Source organism: Neisseriaceae bacterium CLB008 (assembly GCA_041228285.1).
Lineage (GTDB): Bacteria > Pseudomonadota > Gammaproteobacteria > Burkholderiales > Neisseriaceae > JAGNPU01.
Genome location: CP166133.1, coordinates 1,761,759 through 1,784,513, shown reverse-complemented (window position 1 = coordinate 1,784,513; position 22,755 = coordinate 1,761,759). Strand labels below are relative to the sequence as shown.

Genomic DNA, 22,755 nt, shown 5'->3' with positions numbered 1-22,755 from the left:
ATGGCATTTTATAATGGTGCCGTGTAGCATGATCCGCATGTGTTCAGTACGGCGAATGAGGAGGCAATCATGTATCAGTATAAACAAAGTGGCATGGCGAATGTTTGGTTGGCCAACGGTTATGTGAGGGTGGCCGGCGAGGATGCTGAGCAGGCTCAGGTGGAGTCGATTCAAGGGTTAGACCGTGAGATTGCACGTATTTTATTTTTGTCGGACGCTGTGCTAACGGGGCGCGCAGTGCGTTTTTTACGTTTGCAGCTGGGACTTAACCGCCCAGAATTGGGCGCAATGATTGGCGTAGGCGCAGAGTCCATTATTCAATGGGAGCAGGAAGTGACGGTGATCCCTGTGGCTGCTGACTTTATGATCAGAACCTTATACATCAGTAAGATTCAGCCGAATTTGACGGTAGAGGCTTTGTTGGCGATGTTGAAAAAGGTGGACCGTAGTAAACGTTATCGTCTGATGTGTCATTGGGCAGGTCAGGCGTGGCAGGTGCACGAAGCCTAAAGGGTTAAACCGTAGGCAAAAATCTTGATGGTGATGGTTTTTAAAATCGGCTAGAATTCAGCTTATTTTAACTGAGTCAGTCATTATGGTGAAACAGCTGGTTTTGATCTATATGGGGCTTTGTAGTGGGATGGTCGGCGCGAAGACGGCAGCAGTTCCCAAACAAGCCATTCAGGTGTTTGAAGCGTACGCCGATAAGGCCTTTTGTGCGAGACAGGCCGACGCCGAACTGCAATACATTGGCCATGCAACGTACTTGGCCACCCATGCCGATTTTTGTGGTCATGGCGGCAACGGCATGCCAAGGCAGGTGATTACAGCCTTGCAGGGTAAGCCTAGTGGTTCAGGGGCGTTGCGTTATCAGATTGTGGCGGCGAATATTTTGGCCGACCTAGACATTTGGGGCAGCGTTGAGTCCATTGCTTCTGATGAGCAAACCATTCAGGTCACCATGAGACAAATGGCGCCGGATGACGCGCGCTGCTGCCCCAGCTTATTGACTCGCTACACGATTGAGATCGGTAGCTGGCGGTTGCTGCGCCAAGAACAGCTGGCGCCATAGTAAGCTGAGGCGTTAGGCCCAAGGCATCTGATGTAGTGCCGTGGCCTACAGGCCTGAGGCTAGGCGTCTGGCCAAGGCGTCAAAATCTCAAATCCGCTGTCGGTCACCGCTACCATGTGCTCCCATTGGGCGGAAAGCGAATGGTCTTGGGTGATGACGGTCCAGCCATCGGCAAGCTCTTTGCTGTGGCGTTTACCGGCATTAATCATGGGTTCAATGGTAAACACCATGCCGGTTTCTAATTTCACACCTTTACCAGGCGTGCCGTAATGCAATACCTGTGGTTCATCATGGTAAATCTTACCAATGCCGTGGCCGCAATATTCGCGTACCACGCTAAAACCAGCCTGGTGGGCCACGGTTTGGATGGCGTAGCCCACGTCACCCAAGGTAGCGCCGGGTTTGACCTGTTCAATCCCCGCCATCATGGCGTCAAACGTGGTGTCACACAGCTTGCGCGCCAGCGGGCTGGGTTCGCCGACGTAATACATGCGGCTGGTGTCGCCAAACCATCCATCTTTAATAATGGCGACGTCAATATTGATGATGTCCCCGTCTTTTAATACTTGATCAGAAGGAATGCCGTGGCAGATAACGTGGTTCACGGACGTGCATAAAGTATGCTGAAAACCATGGTAGCCAATGTTGGCGGGAATGGTTTTTTGTTTATGCACGATATAGTCATGACAGATTCGGTCTAGTTCTGCTGTGGTCACACCGGCTTGAACATGGGGGGCAATCATACTCAATACTTCGGCAGCGAGCTTGCCCGCACGGCGTGCGCAGGCGATTTCTTCGGGAGACTTAAGGGTAATGCGGCGATTCATGAATGAGGATCCTTGGCCAACTAGGCGTTGTGTGTCGATCTGTGGCGCTGCGGCCATGCTGCCAAGCGTCTCAGATGGAAGAGGGCTTTTATTGTATCAGTTTACGGGTCAGGGCGTCCAAGGGGCGCGATCGCAGCGTAAAAGTGGGCCAGAAAATAAACCCGATCGTTTGGTCGCAGCGCTTTTAACCCTAGCGGGCAAGAATGTGGCTTGGCTGGAGGGTGCCGGGCTGATTTAGCTTAGGTCATGGGGCGCATGATCGTGCTGTTTGTGCGCATCATAGCGTTTTTTGATGAGGTAGGCCCCTAAAACGCTGCCGCCTGGGATAATTAAAATCAACAGGCCCAACATGATTTTTTTAATCGTATTCATAGGTGACTGTGCTTAGGATTGAGCATGGGCCGGCAGAGGTAGCCAGCGAATCAGTTGAATGGGGCGTAAGGCTTCTAACGGACCTTGGTGTTGGTGCATGAGTTGACGGACTTCAGCCAGCTCGAAGCGGTAGGCAAAGGCAATTTTGCCTAAACCCATCATGGGCTGCTGACAGGATTGACACTGGCCGATGAGGGCGAAATTAAGCGATTCAGTGGCTGAAAAATCAATGCGGTTAACCGTTCCTGGCGCATTCAAGCGTGTGCAGTGGGGGCATTGAGGCAAAGAAAAAGTCAGCATGGGGAACCCCTTTAGGCTAGGAATGATTAACAGTCAAGTATGATAGCATATCTTTGCGCCATGTAGGTTAAGTAATTGATCAAACAGGTTCTTTAGGTTGGTTTGGGTATTTGGGTACGGGTTAATCATTTGGCGTTTTTTCTGGCTGGGGCGGTGATTCGTGCGTGCATCGGCGAGGGTTCATGCTAGAATTAATCATCGATTGATGGGCGTGAAGCGTGTCGTCACGCCTGTCCTCAAAACGCCAACACCGACTATATTTTGAAGAGGTATTTAGATGATTTTACAAGACGCATTGCAATTGGCCGCGACGTTAATGGCTGGCCAAATGTCTGAAAAGCAAAACAAGCAGGCGCTCATTGCGGAAATGCTGGACTTGGCGGATTTGATCTTGGTCGAGAATGCCAAGCGTAATCCCACTCGTAGTGGTTTGATTTTGAAAGAAATAGCTAGAATTAAGGCTGAGCAAGACCAGCTTTCTGCCAATATCAGCAAGGTTGCTGATGCTAAGTAAGGTCTAAGAGCCATTTAGTCATGGATGTCAGTCTTTTCTGACGTAAGGAGGGATTATGTTGTATACCTTTCAATCGCGCGCCGCTTCTGATGTGATTTTTCTGGAGGCCGATGGCCGTCAGCTATTGCAACTCATTGGTAAGGATCCTGACGTGCGCCCTGGCGTGTTGACCGTGGCGCAGATGCCGGCGGCCATTGCCGCTTTGGCTGCCGCCATGGCAGAAGAATCAAAGCAGCCACAGACCAACGCCGCAGAGCCTGACGATGGCCAGGCCGAGGATGAAGAGAACGATGCTGCAGAAACAGTGCTGCTCAGACAAAGAGTGGTGCCGTTTATCGAGTGGCTACAGCGCAGCTTGGCCGAAGGGCATGATGTGATGTGGTAACGAATTTGGCTTAGATCAAATATCGTTAGACTAGCGCTTGGTTTTGCTGGGGCGAAAGACTAGGATAAGGTATGGAAAAAAGAGCCAGCCGTTTCCCCATCCATCCGAAACATCCTGAACGCCTGTGTTGGGGGTGTGATAAATATTGTCCGGCCACAGAGCTGCAGTGTGGCAATGGTTCTGGACGTACCCTACACCCAGTAGAGCTCTTTGGTGAAGATTGGTATGACCCCGAAGATGACTTTGTCGGTTCTAGGGTAGTGGTGAAGTAATTAGCGCATAAGCTTTTGCTAGCGACCCTTAGGGTCGCTTTTTTGTGGCTGGTTGGTTATGGCTACACCGATGGTGCTTGGAACTATTTGAGACATATCAGACTCTGACTGCATGAACAATCACGCATGAGGAAAGACATGAGGAAACAACTGACGGTGCTGATGGCCGCATTGGCTTTAAGTGCCTGTACGGTGACGGCCGATGTACCCAATCGGGTTACCATTGATGCCGACAAGGTAACGATTCATCGAGATGATGATCATCGACAGGGGCATCAACAAAAATACAAACATAAGCACAAAAAACAGCAGCATTGTCCTTATGGCCAATATAAAAAAGGCCGTTGTTAACCACCAACCCCGCAAGGGGTTTTTATGTGTTGAGGCGGCATCGAATGGGTTACGATGAATGAGATGCTATGGCGGCCGAGCCCTCATTCAGCCGCCGCGACCAAAGGAGAACCTTATGTGGCAACGTAGAGTAGATTTAGCAGCATTGAATGCCCGATCAGAGGGCACGATGGTGGCCCATCTTGGGATTGTGTTTACCCGATTGGGCGATGATTGTTTAGAGGCGACCATGCCGGTTGATGAGCGAACCAAGCAGCCATTTGGCCTCTTGCATGGCGGCGCATCGGTGGTATTGGCGGAAACCCTAGGGTCGATGGCGGGCTATCTCATGACTCAGGGCGACGACAAAGTGGTCGGCCTAGAAATCAACGCCAATCATATGGCAGCTGCACGATCAGGCTTGGTGCGGGGCGAATGCCGCGCCCTACATCTTGGCCGCAGCAGCCAGGTTTGGGACATCAAGATTTATAATGAAGCCAACAAGCTTTGCTGCGTGTCTCGTTTGACCATTGCCGTGTTGCATGCCTAAAGGCATTGAGTGGCGATCAGGCGATTGCTACAATGGCGCTTTTCGATTATCACGAATAGAGGGTTGGCCGTGGCCATTGCACTGATTAACGAAGGTTATACTGTTTTTCCTTATCCTGCGGGCTATGATGACGATGAAAGCAACATTGGCGGCATCGACCTATTGCAGGCGCCTGAACGCAGCGTTGAGATTCCTGAAACGGCGGGCTTATATTATCTGCCCTCATTATTGCAGAGCCTGAATCAGCCAGAGGCCGAGACGCTGACCTTGGGCTGTGGTTTTTGGCAAGATCAGGGTGTGTATTATTCTTACTTAGAGTTTGCTTGGCGTGATGCTGAGGCCATGCCCGACGTGAATCGTTTGGATGAGGCATTTTTGGACTGGGCCGTCGCGCACTGTGAAGAGTTTGATAATATCCACGGCATCATTAAGGCCAATACCGAATGGGGCCGACGCTCGGTTCAGCATCAAGGTTTAGGCCGTGAGGTCATGCTGCTAGAGTTCTTGGTGTGTGGTCTAACCGTTTATGAAGTGGAATATGTGTACCAGGCTTTGGGCCTGTTCTTGGATCAGCTACAGGCAGCACAACGCTAAAGCGTTGTTTTGGGCGGCGAGGGAATTGTTTTTTGCAATGAGTACCCCATATAAGTATACGTCGGCTGACGATGTCGTTAAAATGAACTAGGCACCGATCAGGCTGATTCTGTGGTTTGGGAAAGCTGTATGGCGTGGCCATTCATTCATTTAGATAGGCAGGGATATGTATAAAAAACTCATGGTGGTGGTGCTGATGGCTGTGGCCAAACGCGTTATCCAAAAAAAATTTCGTTAACCAGCCTGAGCGGGCAGAAGCAGCGGGGCTGAATGCGCTTCAATATGGGTGATGGCCCCTCCTTGTGAGGGGCCTATTCATGTGCCGAGCTCGCTAGGTAAGGACTAAGATGCAAAGAAGTATTTTGATTACTGGCTGCTCCAGCGGCATTGGCCTCATCGCGGCTTTGGATTTAAAACAGCGCGGCTATCGTGTATTCGCCGCCTGTCGTCGCCCTGAAGACGTGACCCGTATGGACGAATTGGGCTTAGAGGGGGTACTTCTGGACTTAGACGATGAGGTCAGCGTCGCCACGGCAGCGGCCGAAGTCGTCGATAAAACGGCGGGGCGGCTTTACGCATTGTTTAATAATGCTGGTTATGGCGTATATGGGCCTTTGAACAGCATTTCGCGCCAGCAGCTACAGCAACAGTTTTCTGCCAATTTGTTTGGCGTACATCAGCTGACCCAGCTGCTGTTGCCCGCGATGCTGCCTCATGGCGAGGGGCGGATCATCCAAACCAGCTCTATCATGGGCTTGGTCACCACGCCGAAGCGAGGGGCTTATGCGGCCAGTAAATATGCCTTAGAAGCGTGGAGCGACGCTTTACGCATGGAGTTGCACGGCAGCGGCGTTCAGGTGAGTTTGATTGAGCCTGGGCCATTGACCACATCGTTTGGCCAAAATGTTCGCCAAACCAGAACCGATCAGCCCGTCAGTAATCCAGGTATTGCGCGGTTTTTAACCTTAGGGCCTGAGGCGGTGCTGCCGAAGTTGCATCATGCCTTGGAGCACAAGCGGCCTAAGCTGCGTTATCCCATTACTTACGTTGCGCATGGCCTACGTTTTTTAAAGTGGGCTTTGCCAGCAAGATGGCTTGATGGGCTGTTACGGCGACAAAGCGGTGGCTAAATAAAACAGTATTGGTTATATTTAGTTTAAAGTATAAGGAAGATTGAGCGGCATGATTCACGACGTTGGTCTTTTATAGGCGGTAAGGTTCAGATAGTTCAGTTGTTATTGAAAATGCATTTCTGAGACACTTTTACTTATTTGTTAATAAATAATTTAAAATAGGTGGACTTGTGATTCGCATAAGTACTATGATGAATCTGTGACTTGGTGGGAACCGTGGTAGTTGGCCAGGTCACAACATTCTCCGTGTGAAGTTGATTTTGGTCAGGCTTTCGGGCCTGACTCCTTTTTTCGTGCTTTTGCGTTAAGGTCCTTAGGGCGCAAGGAAGCATGACCATCATGGCCCGATATGAGTTTACTGAATCTCATATCGGGCCATGATGTTTTTGTGGGTTAGTGGGAAAAGTAACGTGTCGGGCAAGCTTAAGGGATTTGACCATAAGACCAAACGCCATACAGGTGTTGTTTAAAACTTTTAAAAGTTAAGTTTAGACGCCCTTGTTCGCTACATTGTCCCCAGGAAAAGAGCTGTAAGCGCGTATGGGTGTCGGCCAGAGGTGGCTGCTGGGCGTAGACAGGGGGCTTGGTGAGCACGATCCAATGGTTGCTCAGACGGCCGTGACCGTTGTGTAAGAGCCCAGCGCCCACTAGGGCGATGAGGTGATGATCGGGGTGTTGCTGATTGAGCTGCGCGATTTGGCGTGAGTGGCTGCCTAAAGGCGCATAGTAATGATTAAGCTTTGGTGCGCCAACGGCATGAAACCACCTATCTAAATGAAACCAAAAGGTGATGCCTGCGGTTTTGTGGTGTGGCGTGGCATAAGGCAATAATTTATTGCTGCTGTCTTTGAGGCTGGCCAGAAAAATCCAGTCAATGATGGGTAGGTGAGTGCGCTGCCCATGGCTGTCGGCGCGGGTGAAATTTTTCGGCCGTAGGGTGGTGGGTCGAGGCTGTAGGCGTTGCTGGCCGAGCTGAGCCTGTCCGTGCTGCCACAGAGACAGAATGGTGGCGACATAGTGATCAGGCCGATCTTGTAGTAGGCAAAAGGCAAAGCAGGCGGGCCCGCATAGGCTAGAGGGGCCTTGCTGAATAGAGGGGCTGGCTAAATTAGGCAGGTCGAGGTGCCGCCGTAGGCGGGCTCTAAGCTGTCGGATCAGAATGGTTTTGGCGAAAGGGTGTTGCTGTGTGCTGGCAGGGTATTGAGGATCTTCGAAGGCTGAGGCTTGGCTCGGTGCTAGTGCGAATACATCAATGAGCTCATGTGCCAAAGCCAAAAAATCCACGCTTAGAGACTGCTGCTTTTGGCTGGCTTGTAGAATGGCGCCGCAAGCAGTGACCATGCCTTCTGCGGCGGGCATGCCCTTGCTTAGTGGAGGATTGGCGTGCCAGCCCACAATGGGAAAGACGCCGTTGCAACGAGGACAGAAAACGGGATCACCGACTAAGGCTTGCGCTTGCCCCGCAATCAATGTTCTATTGGGTTGCGGTATAATGGTGCCGTCGTGGTTGCTGCCGTCGTGGGCGCGCATGAGATAACGAAAGCTAGGCATGATGAGTTTTGGCGCAAAGTGGCTAAGACAGAAATCATCGCTTAAACAGACCAAAATGGCAATGGTGTCAGAGGAGCCAGCATGCAAGGCGTGGACGAACGAGGCTATATTAGTCGGATGCCGCAAGGGCCATGGCTTCAAGCTTATCAACCTTTATTGGACGAGGTGAGCGTGCGCTTAATTGAGGCCTTGCCCGAGCTGGTGCACAGTCTTTACGTATATGGCAGCGTGGCTAGGGGTACTGCTGTGCCGGGGCGATCTGATTTGGATTTGACGGTGGTGTTGCAAAAAGTGCCGAATGAGGCACAGGCACGTATTCTGGCGGACATACGGCAAGGTTTAGCGGCAGATTATCCTATCGTGAGTAAAGTGGATTTTGATCTGGGCGTGTTGGCTGATGTCTTGGCCCCTGAATCAGCGCTGCGTTGGGGCGGTTGGCTTAAGCATTATTGTCGTCATTTGGCCGGTCCTGATTTGTCTTTAAGCTTTGACTTATTGAAGCCGTCTCGTGATCTGGCCTTGGCTTTAAATGGCGATTGCGTCGAGCGGCTAAGTGATTATGTGACGGCGCTGATGGCGGCCACCGAGCATGCTGAGGTGGTCCGGCTACAGCGTGAAGCGTCGCGGCTGTTGATTCGTGCCACCATGGTGTTACGGCAAGAGACAGACACTACCTGGCCCAACAGCCTGTCCGAATACGTGGCTTTGGCGGGGCAGCAGCATCACGAACAGGCGCCAGTATGGGCCTATTTTCTGGCTCAGGCCGAACAGCCCCGCGCGGATTTAGGGCTGTTTGTGACTAAACTTGAGACCTATTTAAGCTGGCTGCGGCAGAGTATGGCGGCCATGGCTTAGGTGAAAGGCCACCCTCTGTGTTTATGGTAAAGGATGTTATTTAGGTATGAATGAAGTGGAAAAAAATTATTTTGGATTTAATAAATTGCACCCTCGTTTTTTAGGGATTGTGATGCCGCTGATCTTGTCATGCATCATGAGTGCCGTGGTGTCTTTGGTGAGTATTTTAAGGCATGTAGGCTTTATAGACGGGCTTTGGTCACTCTGGCTAGGCTCTTGGCTCACGTCGTGGGTCATTGCGTTTCCGACCGTGCTGGTGATGTTGCCTGTGGCGCGCAAGCTGGCTTTTGTTTTTGTGCGAGAGCCCAGTTTTTCGCGTAAATCGTCGTGATAGACAAAAAAACCAACCTTAGCGGTTGGTTTTTTTGAGCCGGTTTAGTATAAACGGTAAGGCGTGGCTTCCGGTGCCTGAGTGTTTTGGTTGGTGGCGCGGATGGTTTTGCGCGGTGTGGCTACGGCCTCTGGCGCGATGCCTGCGTCGGATTCAGCCGCAGGATAAGCGTGATTAATGCCGTTGCCGCCTTCATGAGGCTTGAGCTCCGAGAGTGCCGATAAAATTTGCTGTAACAAAGCCTTATTATCGGAATTGTTTTGCAATAAAGCGGCGGAGCTGGCCAGGCTTTTTTCAACCTGAGCGTTGGTAGTGGCAATGGTGAGCTCTTTACTGTAGGTGTCGCTGTCTTCCAGTAGATCAAGCGTGTACTTGATGATGTTGAGCTGGCTGATTTGAATCTTGAATAGGCGTGCCATCTGCTGGCAGGCCTTAATGTGTACGTTTAAACCCGTGTAGGTTTCGTTGGCCTGGCTGAGCAAGGATTCTAACGAGTCGATCTGGGCGACCCAGCTTTGATCTTGGCCTAGCTTTTCCACAATGGCGCTTAAAGATGGATAGTTGGTGATGTTTTCATTTAATGAAACCAACTGATTTTTCATTTGGGTGCTGACGGCGCTGCCAGTGTTGTAAAGCGCTTCTAAATGGCGCTTGCTCATCGGGTCTTTAATGTTGTTGACGATTTGCCAATCCTCATTGTTAGCCAATTCGGTCCAGCGTGTTTCATATTTTGAAAATTCTTGACCGATGGTGATGAGTCGATTGATCAAATCCGACACTTCTTTAAAGTCTTCGCGAATGATTAGTGCCATTTATTAGGTTTCCTTCATGACGTTATCGGGCTATTGCATGGTGTTGTTAGTCGTAGGGTGCTTTGGGTGTGGTCCTTTCCTTAAGGGGATGATTAAAATAAGGAAAACGAAACCTTCTAAAGCTGTCTTGGGCGATTCTACCGATTGTTGCGCTCTTTTAGTTAGTTTTAACCTGATTTAACCTTTGTAAAGGTTTTGTAGCCTATTGGTTTTTTATGTTTGTTTTTACAAAACAATCAGTTAATGATTTTTTAAATGTTTGTATGTTAATTGCAAATACTTGTTTATATTGTGGAAAAATACGGATTTTTGCGTAGAACTACTAGTATGTTCACGCTGTGTCAGGGTGTTTGTTCGGCTGCTTTAATGGTATAAATAGGGTTTTGGGCGTGTTGTCTTTTTAGGTGGCTCATAACTTTTAAGGTGAAGCATGAAAACCGATATTGAAATTGCGCGTTCTGTGACGTTGCAGCCTATTAGTGAAGTGGCAGCGAAGCTACAGTTGGGTGCGGCAGATTTGGTGCCGTATGGTCACACCAAGGCCAAATTAGCGCCACACGTGGTTGAGGCGGCGCAACAAAACGCAGCCAAGGGTAAGCTGATTTTGGTGACGGCGGTCAGCCCTACACCTGCAGGCGAAGGCAAAACCACAGTGTCTGTTGGTTTGGCCGACGGCATGAACCATATTGGCCATCAAACCATGGTGTGTTTGCGCGAGCCCAGTTTGGGGCCATGCTTTGGCATGAAGGGTGGCGCTGCTGGCGGTGGGCGCGCTCAGGTTTTGCCTATGGAGGAGATTAACCTTCATTTTACCGGCGATTTTCATGCGATTACCTCGGCGCATAATTTGCTCGCAGCCCTCATCGACAACCACATTCACTGGGGTAATGCTCTAGGTTTTGATACCCGAAAAGTGGCGTGGCGTCGCGTGGTCGACATGAACGACCGCGCATTGCGCGACGTGGTGGTGGCTTTAGGCGGTAGCGGTAATGGCTATCCGCGCGAGTCTGGGTTTGACATCACCGTGGCCTCTGAGATCATGGCGATTTTTTGTTTGGCGACCAGTTTGGCGGATTTGCAGCAGCGCCTGGGCGACATTATTGTGGGCTATGACGGTGTAGGGCAGGCGATTCATGCACGTCAGCTGGAGGCTGATGGGGCGATGACGGTCTTGCTGAAAGATGCCTTTATGCCTAATTTGGTCCAAACCATGGCGCATAATCCAGCCTTGATTCACGGCGGGCCATTCGCCAACATCGCCCATGGGTGTAATTCTGTTGTGGCCACTCAGACGGCCTTAGGCTTGGCTGACTATGTGGTGACCGAGGCGGGTTTTGGGGCCGACCTAGGCGCTGAAAAGTTTTTTGACATCAAATGTCGTCAGTCGGGGTTAAGCCCTGATGCGGTGGTGTTGGTGGCGACGGTACGCTCTTTAAAGATGCACGGTGGTGTGGCTAAAGATGCGCTGCAAACGGAAGATTTAGCGGCTCTTGAGCGCGGCATGGTGAACTTAAATCGACATTTAAGCAATTTGCGCCAGTTTGGCGTGCCGGTGCTGGTGGCGATTAACCACTTTGTATTCGATACCGACGCAGAAATCGCTTTATTGCAGCGCTTAGTGGCTGAGCAAGGCGCTCAGGCCTATGTGTGTACGCATTGGGCCGATGGTGGTGCCGGCGCGGCAGATTTAGCCGCCGCGGTGGTGGCTGCTGTAGAGGCGCCGGTGGCTGGTTCGGGGTTTGAAGTTTTGTATCCAGACGAGATGCCGTTGATCGACAAAATTACCCAAGTGGCCACTAAATTATATGGTGCGAAGAGCGTTCAGGCCACGCCGGCTATTTTGGCACAGCTGGCGCAGTGGACGCAGATGGGTTTTGGGCACTTACCTGTGTGCATTGCGAAAACTCAGTACAGTTTTTCTGCCGATCCTAGCTTATTGGGCGCGCCAGAAGGGCATGAGTTGCCGATTCGGGAAGTGCGGTTGGCGGCCGGCGCTGGTTTTGTGGTGGTGGTGTGTGGCAGCATCATGACCATGCCTGGTTTGCCTAGGGTGCCGGCGGCTAACCAGATTCATTTAGATGCTCGTGGCGACATTGAGGGCCTGTTTTAGGCGAGAGAAGGAATGCGCTGCTTGTGCTCCTGGTGCAGCAGCCATTAAAAAAGAGGTGGGGTTTTGAAAACCCACCTCTTTTTTAATGGCTGAACGTAAATGTTGTTTGGCTTGTTGGCGCTTGGCCTTATTGGTTTTTTCATGCGCCCCTGCTGAGCGTTGCTTGGCCAAAACGGTGTAGGGGTTTCTGGGAGCTAGGGTTTTGCCTCTGGTTTTCATACGTAATCCTTTTGGTTAAGGGTGTGCCGATCAGACGCCCTAAAAGATTATAGGTTCCCCTCGGGCATAAAAAAGCCACCGACAGGGGGTCGGTGGCGATGATGTGATCCAGGCTTAAGCGTTGCGTGCTTTAAACTCATCCATGAAGTTAATTAAGGCATCTACGCCAGCCAGCGGCATAGCGTTGTAAATGCTGGCGCGCATGCCGCCCATAGATTTGTAGCCTTTTAATAGCTTCAGGCCCATCTGGTCTGCCTCTTTGGCGAAGAGTGCATCGCGTTCGGCTGACTCGGTGTGGAAGATGACGTTCATTTTAGAGCGCGCATCGGGGTGGATGGTGTTTTTGTAATAGCCATCGCTGCTGTCGATATAGGCATACAGGCGCGCGGCTTTTTCTTCGTTTTTGGCTTCAATGGCGCTGACGCCGCCTTGCTGAATCAGCCAGTCGAACACCAAGCCCGCAATGTAGACAGGGTAGGTGGCAGGCGTGTTGTACATGCCTTCCTTGCTGACGTGGCTTTGGTAGTTCCACACGCTGGGTACGGCAGCCGTAGAGCGCTCAAGCAGATCTTCACGAATGATGACAATGGTGGCGCCGGCTGGGCCAATGTTTTTCTGGGCGCCAGCATAAATCACGCCAAAGTCATTGACGTTGACTGGGCGCGAGATGATGTCGCTCGACATGTCGCAGACTAAAGGCGTGTTGGTGAGTGCGGCGGTTGGTAGCGCTTGATACTGTAGCCCGTGTACCGTCTCGTTCGACGTATAGTGGGTGTAGGCGGCGCTTTCGTCTAGCTGCCAAGCGCTGGGGCTGGGCAGATTGTTGTAGTTGTACAGTTCACCAGCGTGGGCCGCGACGTGAATTTTGGCGTCAACCAGTTTACCCATCTCGTTGTTGGCCATCAGGCTCCAGTTGCCGGTTACGACAGAGTTGATGCTTTTAAAGCCTTGAGACAGGTTAAGCGACAGCATATTGAACTGAGCGCTGGCACCGCCTTGTAGGAATAAGACTTTATAATTGTTTGGAATGTTCATTAACTGACGCAGGCTGTTTTCTGCGCGCTGCATGATGTCCATGAATAAATCACTGCGGTGGCTCATGGTCATGACCGAGAAGCCTGTTCCCTGATAATCTAACAGTTCCGCCTGCGCCTGCTTCAGAACGTCTTCAGGTAAGGTTGCGGGGCCTGCGGAAAAATTATAAATCGGGGTGCTCATGTGGGTGCCTTTGTAGTAGGGGGGGTTGTCTAGCAGTAGGAGGCGTGGGATCACTTTTGGTCACATCACCTATAGTAAAAGCGAAACCTAGAAAGCAAGGTGCTTTAGGGTTTCGCAACACCTGATTCTAGTAGGTTGTGACGGAATCTTCAATAGCCAAAATGGCCTCCGGTCGTTTTTGGGGGCAACTAAATGCTGAAGCTGAATCGGGCGGAATTTAAGCGTTTCATTTTATTTGTAAAAAAGAGTTTTTAGGTCGGCATGACGTTGGCGCAGAAAGATTTCTAAGGAGGTTTCTTTTTGGGCCCACTTAAGGTAGAATAAAGGCGTTTTTCGATTCTGAGAGATGGGCTTTTGCCCATTTTTTTATTTGTGGGAGTGCAATGGACGTTCGTTCTATTTTAGAAAAAACCTTACCTGGGTTAGGGTACGAGTTGGTTGACTATGAGCTATTGCCTAATGGCGATATGCGTATTTTTATTGACAAGCCAGGCGGTATCACCGTAGAGGATTGCGTCACCGTGAGTCATCACATGAGCCGATTATTCATGGTGGAAGACGTCGATTATAACCGTTTGGAAGTGTCTAGCCCTGGGTTGGATCGTCCATTGAAGAAAGAGGCTGACTTTATTCGCTTTTCAGGACAGCTTGCTAAGATTAAAACCCGCTTGCCGGTGGATGGCCAGAAAAAATTTGAAGGCCGCATGGTGTCATTTGATGAGGCCACTCAGACGCTGACGCTCCAAACGGCGGAAAATAAAACAGTGCAGTTGGAATTAACAAATATTGATAAAGCCCGGTTAAAACCTGAGTTTTAATTTAAGCCTAAAGGCTTCGGAGGAAAGTGCATGAGCCGCGAAATTTTATTGTTAGTTGATGCCTTGGCAAGTGAAAAAAACGTCAGCCAAGATGTGGTGTTTAGTGCGTTGGAATTTGCACTGGCTAGTGCGACTAAAAAGAAATTCAATCAAGAAAACATTGATGTGCGCGTTGAGATTGACCGTGAAACGGGTGAATACCAAAACTATCGTCGCTGGTTAGTGGTGAATGATGAAGATTTGATGGATGAAGAGCTACAGCTAACCATCGAAGAAGTGCAAGAGCAATACCCTGATTCAGACGTTGAAGTGGGCGGTTACATCGAAGAGCCTATTGAAAATGTGGAATTTGGTCGCATTGGTGCGCAAACCGCCAAACAGGTGATTTTGCAACGCATTCGTGATGCCGAACGAGAGCAGATTTTGAATGAGTTCTTGCAACGTAAAGAACATTTGGTGTTGGGTACTGTAAAACGCGTTGAGCGTCACGGCGCCGTCATCGAATGCGGTCGTTTAGAGGCCTTGTTGCCGCGCGACCAAATGATCCCTAAAGAAAACCTACGTTCGGGTGACCGCGTTCGCGCCTACTTGTTGCGTGTGGATCAACACGGTACACGTCCACAGGTGATCTTAACCCGTACGTCCCGCGACTTTTTGGCCAAGCTATTTGAAATGGAAGTGCCAGAAATTGAAGACGGTCTATTAGAGATTAAAGAAGCCGCTCGCGACCCAGGCATGCGTGCCAAGATTGCCGTGAAGGCCAATGATGCCCGCATCGATCCACAGGGTACCTGTATCGGCGTGCGTGGTTCACGCGTTAATGCGGTGACCAATGAGTTGGCTGGTGAGCGGATTGACGTGGTGCTGTGGTCGCCTGATACGGCTCAGTTCATCATCAATGCCTTGTCGCCAGCTGAGGTGACCCGCATCTTGATCGATGAAGACAAACATTCGGTTGACGTTGTCGTGGCTGAAGATCAGTTGGCCTTGGCCATTGGTCGTGGCGGTCAGAACGTTCGTTTGGCCGCTGAGCTGACGGGTTGGAACTTGAACATCATGACCGTTGCAGAAGCAGAAGAGCAGCATGAAGCTGAAGACGCTGCGGTACGCGAACTGTTCGTGACCCAATTAAATATTGAGGCCGATATGGCCAACAAGCTGGTGCAAGAAGGTTTTGTAACGCTTGAAGAAGTCGCATATGTACCCGTTAATGAGCTGTTGGAAATTGACGGTTTGGACGAAGCAGCGGTAGACATGCTTCGTGCTCGTGCGCGAGACGCAATTTTGACTTTAGCCATCGCCACCGAAGAGCAGTTGGGTGCGGTTTCTGAAGATCTGAAGAGTTTAGATGGTGTGGATTCAGACATGTTGCGCGAATTGGCGCAGGCTGAAATCACCACTCGTGATGACCTGGCAGAATTGTCAGTCGACGAGTTAATTGAGATTACTGGTGTCACCGAAGATGAAGCTAAAAACATCATCATGAATGCGCGCGCACACTGGTTTACTGAGTAAGAAAAAGGGGGTTGGTATGGATAGTAATAATGTAGAGCAACTGGCAAGAGAATTAAACTTAACACCCGAGCGCTTACTTGAGCAGTTAAATGCAGCTGGCGTGCGTAAAAGCACAGTGAATGATGGTGTTTCTTCTGCAGACAAGCAGCAATTGCTGTCTTTTTTGCAGCAAGGCAGTGGTGAAGGCCAAGGGAATAATATTACCCTGATGCAAAAGAAAACGTCTGAAATTCAAACGGCGGCAGGGACTGTTCAAGTAGAAACGCGCCGTCGTCGTCGTGTGGCTGTAGAGCCTGCAGCGATTGACGTGGAAGCTGCGAAAAAGGCCCAAGAAGCTGTGGCTGAGCAGGCAAAAGCCGAAGCCGCTTCTGCAGCGAAGGCCGCACAAGAGGCTGCTGCTGCAAAAGCAGAGGCCGAAGCTAAAGCAGCTGCTGAAGAAGCTGCGAAGCGTGCAACAGAAGCCAAAGCGGCTGAGGCGAAAGCCGCACCCGTTAAAGCCGAAGTGAAGGCTGAGCCAGCTCCTGCCGCTCTTGAGCCAGTAGAAGCAGTTAAACCAGCGCCAGCCAAAGTGGCTGAGCCTGTGCAAGTGATTAGCGAAGCTGAGCGTGCACAGCGTGAAGACGAAGCCAAACGTGCTGAAGCCTTACGTGCCCACCAAGAAGCTTTGCTTAAGTCTAAGCAAGATCGTGAAGCGCGCCGCGTGGCTGCGCGTCAAGCAGCAGAGCAAGAGGCTAAGGATGCCTCTGCTAAAAAAGCGGATCGCTCTGCTTCTGTGACCGAAAAAGCGCCTTTGGCCAAAACCGGCCCGGCTGCTAAACCTGCTGAGGTTAAGCCGACCGTCAATGCGGTTAAAGAAGTGAAGAACGACAAGAATGAACGCGGCAGCTGGGGTGATAACCGTGGCGGCAAGGGTCGTGCACCTGCTAAAGGCAAGGGCGGCGCTCGTGGCGGCGATGACAGTCGTTGGAAAACAGGCAAGCGCGGTGGCGGTCGTCGTCATCAAACGCGTCACGATGAAAACAACCAGCACGCCTTTAATGCACCGACTGAGCCAGTTGTGCATGAAGTATTGGTGCCAGAAACCATTTCCGTGGCCGACTTGTCACACAAAATGGCGGTTAAAGCCGTTGAAGTGATTAAAGTGCTGATGAATATGGGCATGATGGTGACGATTAACCAAGTATTGGACCAAGAGACCGCCCTGATTGTGGTGGGTGAAATGGGCCATATTGGTAAAGCGGCTGAGCCGGATGATCCTGATGCCTTCTTGATGGATGGCGAAGCCTTGGCTGAAGGTGAGTTATTGCCACGTCCTCCAGTAGTGACGGTTATGGGTCACGTTGACCATGGTAAAACCTCATTGCTAGACTACATTCGTCGCGCCAAAGTGGCTACCGGCGAAGCTGGTGGTATTACTCAGCACATTGGTGCCTACCATGTACAAACCGAGCGTGGTGTGGTGACCTTCTTGGATACCCCAGGTCACGAGGCGTTTACCGCCATGCGTGCCCGTGGTGCCAAGGCTACTGATATTGTGATCTTGGTGGTGGCCGCCGACGACGGCGTGATGCCACAAACCATTGAGGCCGTGCACCATGCGAAAGCAGCGGGCGTGCCTTTGGTGGTAGCCGTGAACAAGATTGATAAAGAGTCAGCCAATCCTGAAAAAATTCGTCAAGAGTTGGTGGCTCATGAAGTGGTTCCAGAAGAATGGGGCGGCCCGACTCAGTTCATCGACGTGTCTGCCAAGCAAGGCCTCAATATTGATGCATTGCTAGAAGCGGTACTGCTGGAAGCGGAAGTGTTGGAATTAACCGCACCGGTTGAAGCACCTGCTAAAGGCATCATCGTGGAAGCCCGTTTGGACAAAGGCCGTGGCCCTGTGTCAACGCTATTGGTTCAATCAGGCACGTTGCGTAAAGGCGACATGCTGCTGGCCGGTTCTGCCTACGGTAAGATTCGCGCCATGATCGACGAAAACGGTAAGAGCATCGACTCTGCTGGCCCGTCTATCCCGGTTGAAATCTTAGGTTTATCTGATGTCCCTAACGCTGGCGAAGACGCCATGGTGTTGACCGACGAGAAGAAAGCCCGTGAAGTGGCCTTGTTCCGTCAAGGTAAATACCGTGACGTACGCTTGGCTCGCCAACAGGCTGCTAACTTGGAAAGCGTGTTTGCCAATATGGGTGCCGGCGAAGCCAGCCACTTATCGGTGATCATCAAGGCCGACGTACAGGGTTCTTACGAAGCCTTGTCTAGCAGCCTGCAAAAAATGTCGACCGATGAAGTGAAAGTGGACGTATTGCACAGCGGCGTAGGCGGTATCAGTGAGTCTGACGTGAACTTGGCGATTGCTTCACACGCGGTCATCATTGGCTTTAACACCCGTGCCGATGCGGCTGCGCGTAAGCTGGCAGAAGCTGAAGGCGTGGACATTCGCTACTACAACATCATCTATGACGCCATCGATGACGTGAAAGCAGCCATGTCAGGCATGTTGGCACCAGAGCAGAAAGAGCAAATCTTGGGTACTGTTGAGATCCGTCAGGTGATTAACGTGTCTAAAGTGGGCAATATTGCTGGTTGTATGGTGACCGATGGCCTAGTGAAACGCGATGCCATGGTACGTTTGATCCGCAACAACGTGGTGATTCACACCGGTCAGCTTGATTCATTGAAACGTTATAAAGATGACGTTAAAGAAGTGAAGCAAGGTTACGAATGTGGTTTGATGTTGAAAAACTACAACGAGATCGAAGTGGGCGACCAGCTGGAAGTTTACGAAATGATTGAAGTGGCTCGTACCCTATAATATTAGGGCCTAGCCATCCAAGCACGGCGCCCAACTTGTGCGTCGTGCTTTTTACATGATAAAGGAAGATTATGCCCAAACACAGCCGTGGTTATGCCCGTGTTGACCGTGTTAAAGAGCAGATTTTACGCGAATTAGCCGAGTTGATTCGCACTGGGTTGAAAGATCCGCGTGCCGCCAGCTTCATTACTTTGAATGAAGTGGAAGTGACGCGCGACTACTCTCACGCCAAAGTGTTTTACACCATCTTTGATGAAGACAAACGCGAAGTGACGCAAGAAGCTTTGGAGCACGCTGCGGGCTATTTACGCAGCGAATTGGCCAAACGCTTGACCGTATTTAATACGCCGCAGCTGCACTTTGTTTACGATGAATCGATTGAGCGTGGTCTTCATATCTCTAATCTGATTGATCAAGTGGCCAGCGATGATCAAGCCGCTGCCCAAGAAGCCGATGATGCGTCTGATGTGGATAAGGATCAGGCTTAATAAATGGCTGCTTAAAGAGAAGCTGAACTCAGGTTCGGCTTTTTTACGTTAAACAGAATAGATGGATGGTTATGAATCAAGCAAGAAGCAAACCCATTAAGCGGGCGGTGAACGGCGTGCTGCTGTTGGACAAGGCCTTAAACATCACCAGTAATACGGCCTTGCAGCAGGTGAAGCGCCTATATCGTGCTGAAAAGGCAGGCCATACCGGCGTTTTAGATCCGTTGGCCACGGGGCTATTGCCCATTTGTTTTGGTGAGGCGACTAAATTTGCCCAGTATTTATTGGATGCAGATAAGGCTTATGTGGCCTCTTTAAAGTTTGGTGAACGAACCGAAACGGGCGATGTAGAAGGCGCTGTGGTGGCCACGGCGGCCGTGGATTTTGATGAAGCCAAGTTGCAGGATACCTTGCAAAGCTTTGTGCGTGAGATTGAGCAGCTGCCGCCCATGTATTCGGCTTTGAAGCATCAGGGTAAGGCGCTGTATGAGTACGCGCGCCAAGGCATTGAGATCGAGCGCAAGAAGCGGTTGATTACCATCCATCGCATTGAGCTCTTGTCGTGTGCCTTGCCCCTCGCCAGCATCGACGTACAGTGTTCTAAAGGCACTTATATTCGCACCTTGGCGGAAGACATTGCCAAGGCGATGAATACTGAGGCGCATTTGGTTGGCCTACGCCGTACCCAAACCGCTGGCTTTAGCCTAGATGAGGCGCATGGCTACGAAGCTCTGAGCCAGCTGTCAGAGGCTGATTTGGATGGCTTATTGCTGCCGTGTGACGTTTTGGTGGCGCATTTGCCACGGATTACCTTAGATGAAACGCAAGTAATACGCTTACAGCTAGGACAAAGTGTGCATTTGGCGCCATTGTGTGGCACAATAACGCTTCACCGAGTGTACTCGGAAGATGAAAGATTCATCGGTTTGGTGAATTGGCAGGCCAACGGCCTGCTTAAAGTTGCCAGATTGATGTCTACCGCTGCGGTTTAAGGCCCGGCGGCTTTATGGAGTTGGTTGGGGTAGTAATGCTCTGCCAACTTGTCAGACTTCGGTCTATTTTTAATTGGAGTTCCAAAAATGGCATTAACTGTCGATCAAAAAGCACAGATTGTAAAAGATTTTCAACGTAAAGAAGGCGATACCGGTTCTAGCGAAGTGCAAGTAGCTTTGTTGACCTTCCGTATCAACGACTTGACCCCTCACTTCAAAGCAAACATGAAAGACCATCACAGCCGTCGTGGTTTGTTGCACATGGTGAGCCAACGTCGTCGTTTACTAGACTACTTAAAACGCACTGATGCTGAAAAATACCGCGAATTGATTACTCGCTTAGGTTTACGTAAGTAAGCATTTAAGGTCGCAATGGCTGAGGCCATTGCGATTTTTTCATTGATTCATGAAGACAGTGATGACTGAGGCTCTAGCCATGCACATTTGCGTGTGCATCACTAGGGTTTTAGCCACATCGTTGTCTTCCTTAAAAAGGACGTCTAAATGTTCCAAAAAATTGTTAAAAGTTTTACCTACGGTGACCAAACCGTTACCCTAGAAACCGGTGAAATCGCGCGCCAAGCGTCTGCTGCGGTTAAAGTTTCTATGGGCGATACCGTGGTATTGGTGAGCGTGGTTGCGGCTAAAAACGTCAAAGCAGGCCAAGATTTCTTCCCTTTGACCGTAGATTACCTAGAGCGTACCTACGCTGCGGGTAAAATCCCTGGTGGCTTCTTCAAGCGTGAAGGTCGTCAAAGCGAAAAAGAAATTTTAACCAGTCGTTTGATCGACCGTCCGATTCGTCCTTTATTCCCAGAAGGTTTCTACCACGACATCCAAGTGGTGGCGATGGTGATCTCTATGGATCCAGAAATTGATTCTGACATTCCTGCCTTGCTGGGTGCTTCTGCCGCCATGTTGCTGTCTGGCGTACCGTTTGCTGGCCCAATTGGTGCCGCGCGCGTGGCCTATGTTGACGGTCAATATGTATTGAACCCAAGCAAAACCCAATTGGTTGATAGCCAATTAGATTTAGTGGTTGCCGGTACTGAAAAAGCCGTATTGATGGTTGAGTCTGAAGCCAACGAATTGTCAGAAGAAGTGATGTTGGGCGCCGTAGTGTACGGTCATGACCAAATGCAAGTGGCGATTAAGGCCATCAACGAATTTGCCGACGAAGTGAACCCAGCCGTTTGGGATTGGGCACCGCAAGAAGTCAATGCTGACGTGGCCGCTAAAGTACGTGAATTAGCCGGTGAGTCTGTAAAAGAAGCGTTTAAAATTCGTGAAAAACAAGCCCGCACCCAAAAAATCAACGAAGCTTGGGCCGTGGTAGAAGCTGCCTTGATTACTGAAGACACCGATACTTTGACCGCGAACCAAATTAAAGGTTTGTTTAAAGCTTTGGAATCAGACGTGGTTCGTAGCCAAATTTTGGCCGGTGAGCCTCGCATTGACGGTCGCGATACCCGCACCATTCGTCCGATCGACATTCAAACCAGCGTGTTGCCACGCACCCACGGTTCTGCTTTGTTTACCCGTGGTGAAACCCAAGCCTTGGCCGTGGCCACTTTGGGCACGCAACGTGACGAACAAATCATTGACGCTTTGAGCGGCGAATACACCGACCGCTTCATGCTGCATTACAACTTCCCTCCGTACTCTACGGGTGAAGTAGGCCGTATGATGGGCCCTAAACGCCGCGAAATCGGTCATGGTCGCTTGGCCAAACGTGCTTTGTTGGCGGTATTGCCTCCTGCTGAAGAATTCAGCTACACCATGCGTGTGGTGAGCGAAATTACCGAATCTAACGGTTCTTCTTCAATGGCCTCTGTATGTGGCGGTTGCTTGGCGCTATTGTCTGCTGGCGTGCCTTTGAAAGATCACGTTGCTGGCGTGGCCATGGGCTTGATCCTAGAAGACAGCCGCTTTGCCGTATTGAGCGACATCTTGGGTGACGAAGACCACTTGGGCGACATGGACTTCAAAGTAGCCGGTACCAAAAACGGTATTACTGCTTTGCAAATGGACATCAAAATCCAAGGCATTACCAAAGAGATCATGAACGTGGCGCTAGACCAAGCCAAAGAAGGCCGTATGCACATCTTGGCACAAATGGCTGAAGCCGTTGACGGCCCGCAAGAGCTGTCTACGCACGCACCTCGCTTGTTCACCATGAAAATTAACCAAGACAAGATCCGTGACGTGATCGGTAAAGGTGGCGAAACCATCCGTGGTTTGATTAAAGAAACCAATACCGAGATCAATATTGAAGACGACGGCACCATCGTGATTGCAGCAACTACGCAAGAAAGCGCTGACGAAGCACGCCGCCGTATTGAAGAAATCACCGCTGAAGTTGAAGTGGGTAAAACCTATCAAGGCGTTGTGGTGAAAATCTTGGACAACAACGTGGGCGCCATCGTGTCTGTGATGCCTGGTAAAGATGGCCTTGTGCACATCAGCCAGATCGCTCATGAACGTATTAAAAACGTGAGCGACTACTTGAAAGAAGGCCAAGACGTGACCGTTAAAGCCATCGAAGTAGATGATCGTGGCCGCGTTCGCTTGTCGATCAAAGCATTGCTAGACGCGCCTGCTGCTGAGTAATCAGCGCTGCGTCATCAAGCCGCCTTAGGGCGGCTTTTTTGCGTCTGGCGTTGAGAACAGCTAGCGTCGCGCGGA

The 22,755-nt window shown here is 50.6% G+C and carries 26 protein-coding genes; 19 read left to right on the top strand and 7 right to left on the bottom strand.

Features of this window, described 5'->3' with window-relative positions; translation table 11 throughout:
- Positions 1–69 precede the first annotated feature (69 nt).
- Together AB8Q18_08110 and AB8Q18_08105 are read left to right on the top strand one after the other, a co-directional pair.
- Positions 70–510: a hypothetical protein gene (locus AB8Q18_08110; GenBank protein XDZ50160.1), complete on the top strand. Its 441-nt coding sequence runs from the start codon at positions 70–72 to the stop codon at positions 508–510.
- A gap of 85 nt (positions 511–595) precedes the next feature.
- Positions 596–1,072, top strand: coding sequence for a hypothetical protein (locus tag AB8Q18_08105; GenBank protein XDZ50159.1), 477 nt, complete (start codon positions 596–598; stop codon positions 1,070–1,072).
- A 59-nt stretch (positions 1,073–1,131) separates the two neighbouring features.
- Here the strand turns inward: AB8Q18_08105 and map are convergent, their stop codons facing one another.
- The 3 genes from map to AB8Q18_08090 all read right to left on the bottom strand — a co-directional run bounded on the left by map (position 1,132) and on the right by AB8Q18_08090 (position 2,571).
- Positions 1,132–1,899, bottom strand: a complete 768-nt coding sequence (gene map / locus AB8Q18_08100; protein XDZ50158.1) for a type I methionyl aminopeptidase — start codon at positions 1,897–1,899, stop codon at positions 1,132–1,134.
- Positions 1,900–2,133: 234 nt separating this feature from the next.
- Positions 2,134–2,271 (bottom strand): hypothetical protein, encoded by a 138-nt coding sequence (locus tag AB8Q18_08095; GenBank protein XDZ50157.1) that lies wholly within the window; start codon positions 2,269–2,271, stop codon positions 2,134–2,136.
- Positions 2,272–2,283: 12 nt separating this feature from the next.
- The gene (locus AB8Q18_08090; GenBank protein XDZ50156.1) at positions 2,284–2,571 is read right to left on the bottom strand and encodes a hypothetical protein; all 288 of its coding nucleotides are present in this window, start codon (positions 2,569–2,571) and stop codon (positions 2,284–2,286) included.
- A gap of 277 nt (positions 2,572–2,848) precedes the next feature.
- On the opposite strand from AB8Q18_08090, the gene AB8Q18_08085 reads away from it, so the two are divergent.
- The 7 genes from AB8Q18_08085 to AB8Q18_08055 all read left to right on the top strand — a co-directional run bounded on the left by AB8Q18_08085 (position 2,849) and on the right by AB8Q18_08055 (position 6,346).
- Positions 2,849–3,085, top strand: a complete 237-nt coding sequence (locus tag AB8Q18_08085) for a hypothetical protein (protein XDZ50155.1) — start codon at positions 2,849–2,851, stop codon at positions 3,083–3,085.
- Positions 3,086–3,140: 55 nt separating this feature from the next.
- A complete protein-coding gene (locus tag AB8Q18_08080; protein XDZ50154.1) occupies positions 3,141–3,470 on the top strand; it encodes a DUF1840 domain-containing protein in 330 nt (109 codons plus the stop codon).
- 71 nt (positions 3,471–3,541) lie between these two features.
- Positions 3,542–3,742, top strand: coding sequence for a DUF3079 domain-containing protein (locus AB8Q18_08075; protein XDZ50153.1), 201 nt, complete (start codon positions 3,542–3,544; stop codon positions 3,740–3,742).
- Between the two features lie 138 nt (positions 3,743–3,880).
- The gene (locus tag AB8Q18_08070) at positions 3,881–4,093 is read left to right on the top strand and encodes a hypothetical protein (protein ID XDZ50152.1); all 213 of its coding nucleotides are present in this window, start codon (positions 3,881–3,883) and stop codon (positions 4,091–4,093) included.
- A 115-nt stretch (positions 4,094–4,208) separates the two neighbouring features.
- Entirely contained in the window at positions 4,209–4,622 is a 414-nt protein-coding gene (locus tag AB8Q18_08065; protein ID XDZ50151.1) for a hotdog fold thioesterase, read from the top strand.
- A gap of 69 nt (positions 4,623–4,691) precedes the next feature.
- Positions 4,692–5,216 carry a hypothetical protein gene (locus AB8Q18_08060; GenBank protein ID XDZ50150.1) on the top strand — a complete coding sequence of 175 codons (525 nt, stop codon included), beginning with the start codon at positions 4,692–4,694 and terminating at the stop codon, positions 5,214–5,216.
- 347 nt (positions 5,217–5,563) lie between these two features.
- Entirely contained in the window at positions 5,564–6,346 is a 783-nt protein-coding gene (locus AB8Q18_08055) for an SDR family oxidoreductase (GenBank protein ID XDZ50149.1), read from the top strand.
- Positions 6,347–6,772: 426 nt separating this feature from the next.
- Here AB8Q18_08055 and AB8Q18_08050 read toward each other — a convergent pair whose 3' ends face one another.
- On the bottom strand, positions 6,773–7,900 hold the full coding sequence (locus AB8Q18_08050) for a PAAR domain-containing protein (GenBank protein ID XDZ50148.1): 1,128 nt from the start codon (positions 7,898–7,900) through the stop codon (positions 6,773–6,775).
- An 81-nt stretch (positions 7,901–7,981) separates the two neighbouring features.
- On the opposite strand from AB8Q18_08050, the gene AB8Q18_08045 reads away from it, so the two are divergent.
- Both AB8Q18_08045 and AB8Q18_08040 read left to right on the top strand, forming a co-directional pair.
- A complete protein-coding gene (locus AB8Q18_08045) occupies positions 7,982–8,755 on the top strand; it encodes a nucleotidyltransferase domain-containing protein (protein ID XDZ50147.1) in 774 nt (257 codons plus the stop codon).
- Between the two features lie 46 nt (positions 8,756–8,801).
- Positions 8,802–9,086, top strand: a complete 285-nt coding sequence (locus AB8Q18_08040) for a DUF2798 domain-containing protein (GenBank protein XDZ50146.1) — start codon at positions 8,802–8,804, stop codon at positions 9,084–9,086.
- 44 nt (positions 9,087–9,130) lie between these two features.
- On the opposite strand, the gene AB8Q18_08035 is transcribed toward AB8Q18_08040, so the two are convergent.
- On the bottom strand, positions 9,131–9,898 hold the full coding sequence (locus AB8Q18_08035) for a hypothetical protein (GenBank protein ID XDZ50145.1): 768 nt from the start codon (positions 9,896–9,898) through the stop codon (positions 9,131–9,133).
- Between the two features lie 430 nt (positions 9,899–10,328).
- Here AB8Q18_08035 and AB8Q18_08030 point away from each other — a divergent pair, with 430 nt between their 5' ends.
- Entirely contained in the window at positions 10,329–12,008 is a 1,680-nt protein-coding gene (locus tag AB8Q18_08030; GenBank protein XDZ50144.1) for a formate--tetrahydrofolate ligase, read from the top strand.
- On the opposite strand, the gene AB8Q18_08025 is transcribed toward AB8Q18_08030, so the two are convergent.
- Both AB8Q18_08025 and serC read right to left on the bottom strand, forming a co-directional pair.
- Entirely contained in the window at positions 11,973–12,227 is a 255-nt protein-coding gene (locus AB8Q18_08025; protein XDZ50143.1) for a hypothetical protein, read from the bottom strand. The two genes, AB8Q18_08030 and AB8Q18_08025, sit on opposite strands and share 36 nt — an antisense overlap.
- Before the next feature lie 114 nt (positions 12,228–12,341).
- Positions 12,342–13,445 carry a 3-phosphoserine/phosphohydroxythreonine transaminase gene (serC, locus tag AB8Q18_08020; GenBank protein ID XDZ50142.1) on the bottom strand — a complete coding sequence of 368 codons (1,104 nt, stop codon included), beginning with the start codon at positions 13,443–13,445 and terminating at the stop codon, positions 12,342–12,344.
- A 383-nt stretch (positions 13,446–13,828) separates the two neighbouring features.
- On the opposite strand from serC, the gene rimP reads away from it, so the two are divergent.
- The 7 genes from rimP (at position 13,829) to pnp (ending at position 22,680) form a co-directional block, all read left to right on the top strand.
- A complete protein-coding gene (rimP, locus tag AB8Q18_08015) occupies positions 13,829–14,263 on the top strand; it encodes a ribosome maturation factor RimP (GenBank protein ID XDZ50141.1) in 435 nt (144 codons plus the stop codon).
- A 30-nt stretch (positions 14,264–14,293) separates the two neighbouring features.
- On the top strand, positions 14,294–15,778 hold the full coding sequence (nusA, locus tag AB8Q18_08010) for a transcription termination factor NusA (GenBank protein XDZ50140.1): 1,485 nt from the start codon (positions 14,294–14,296) through the stop codon (positions 15,776–15,778).
- 16 nt (positions 15,779–15,794) lie between these two features.
- Positions 15,795–18,590 (top strand): translation initiation factor IF-2, encoded by a 2,796-nt coding sequence (gene infB / locus AB8Q18_08005; GenBank protein ID XDZ50139.1) that lies wholly within the window; start codon positions 15,795–15,797, stop codon positions 18,588–18,590.
- A 71-nt stretch (positions 18,591–18,661) separates the two neighbouring features.
- Entirely contained in the window at positions 18,662–19,078 is a 417-nt protein-coding gene (gene rbfA / locus AB8Q18_08000; GenBank protein ID XDZ50138.1) for a 30S ribosome-binding factor RbfA, read from the top strand.
- Positions 19,079–19,149: 71 nt separating this feature from the next.
- Positions 19,150–20,070 carry a tRNA pseudouridine(55) synthase TruB gene (gene truB, locus AB8Q18_07995; protein XDZ50137.1) on the top strand — a complete coding sequence of 307 codons (921 nt, stop codon included), beginning with the start codon at positions 19,150–19,152 and terminating at the stop codon, positions 20,068–20,070.
- An 87-nt stretch (positions 20,071–20,157) separates the two neighbouring features.
- Positions 20,158–20,427 carry a 30S ribosomal protein S15 gene (gene rpsO / locus AB8Q18_07990; protein XDZ50136.1) on the top strand — a complete coding sequence of 90 codons (270 nt, stop codon included), beginning with the start codon at positions 20,158–20,160 and terminating at the stop codon, positions 20,425–20,427.
- Positions 20,428–20,574: 147 nt separating this feature from the next.
- Entirely contained in the window at positions 20,575–22,680 is a 2,106-nt protein-coding gene (gene pnp / locus AB8Q18_07985; GenBank protein ID XDZ50135.1) for a polyribonucleotide nucleotidyltransferase, read from the top strand.
- Positions 22,681–22,755 lie beyond the last annotated feature (75 nt).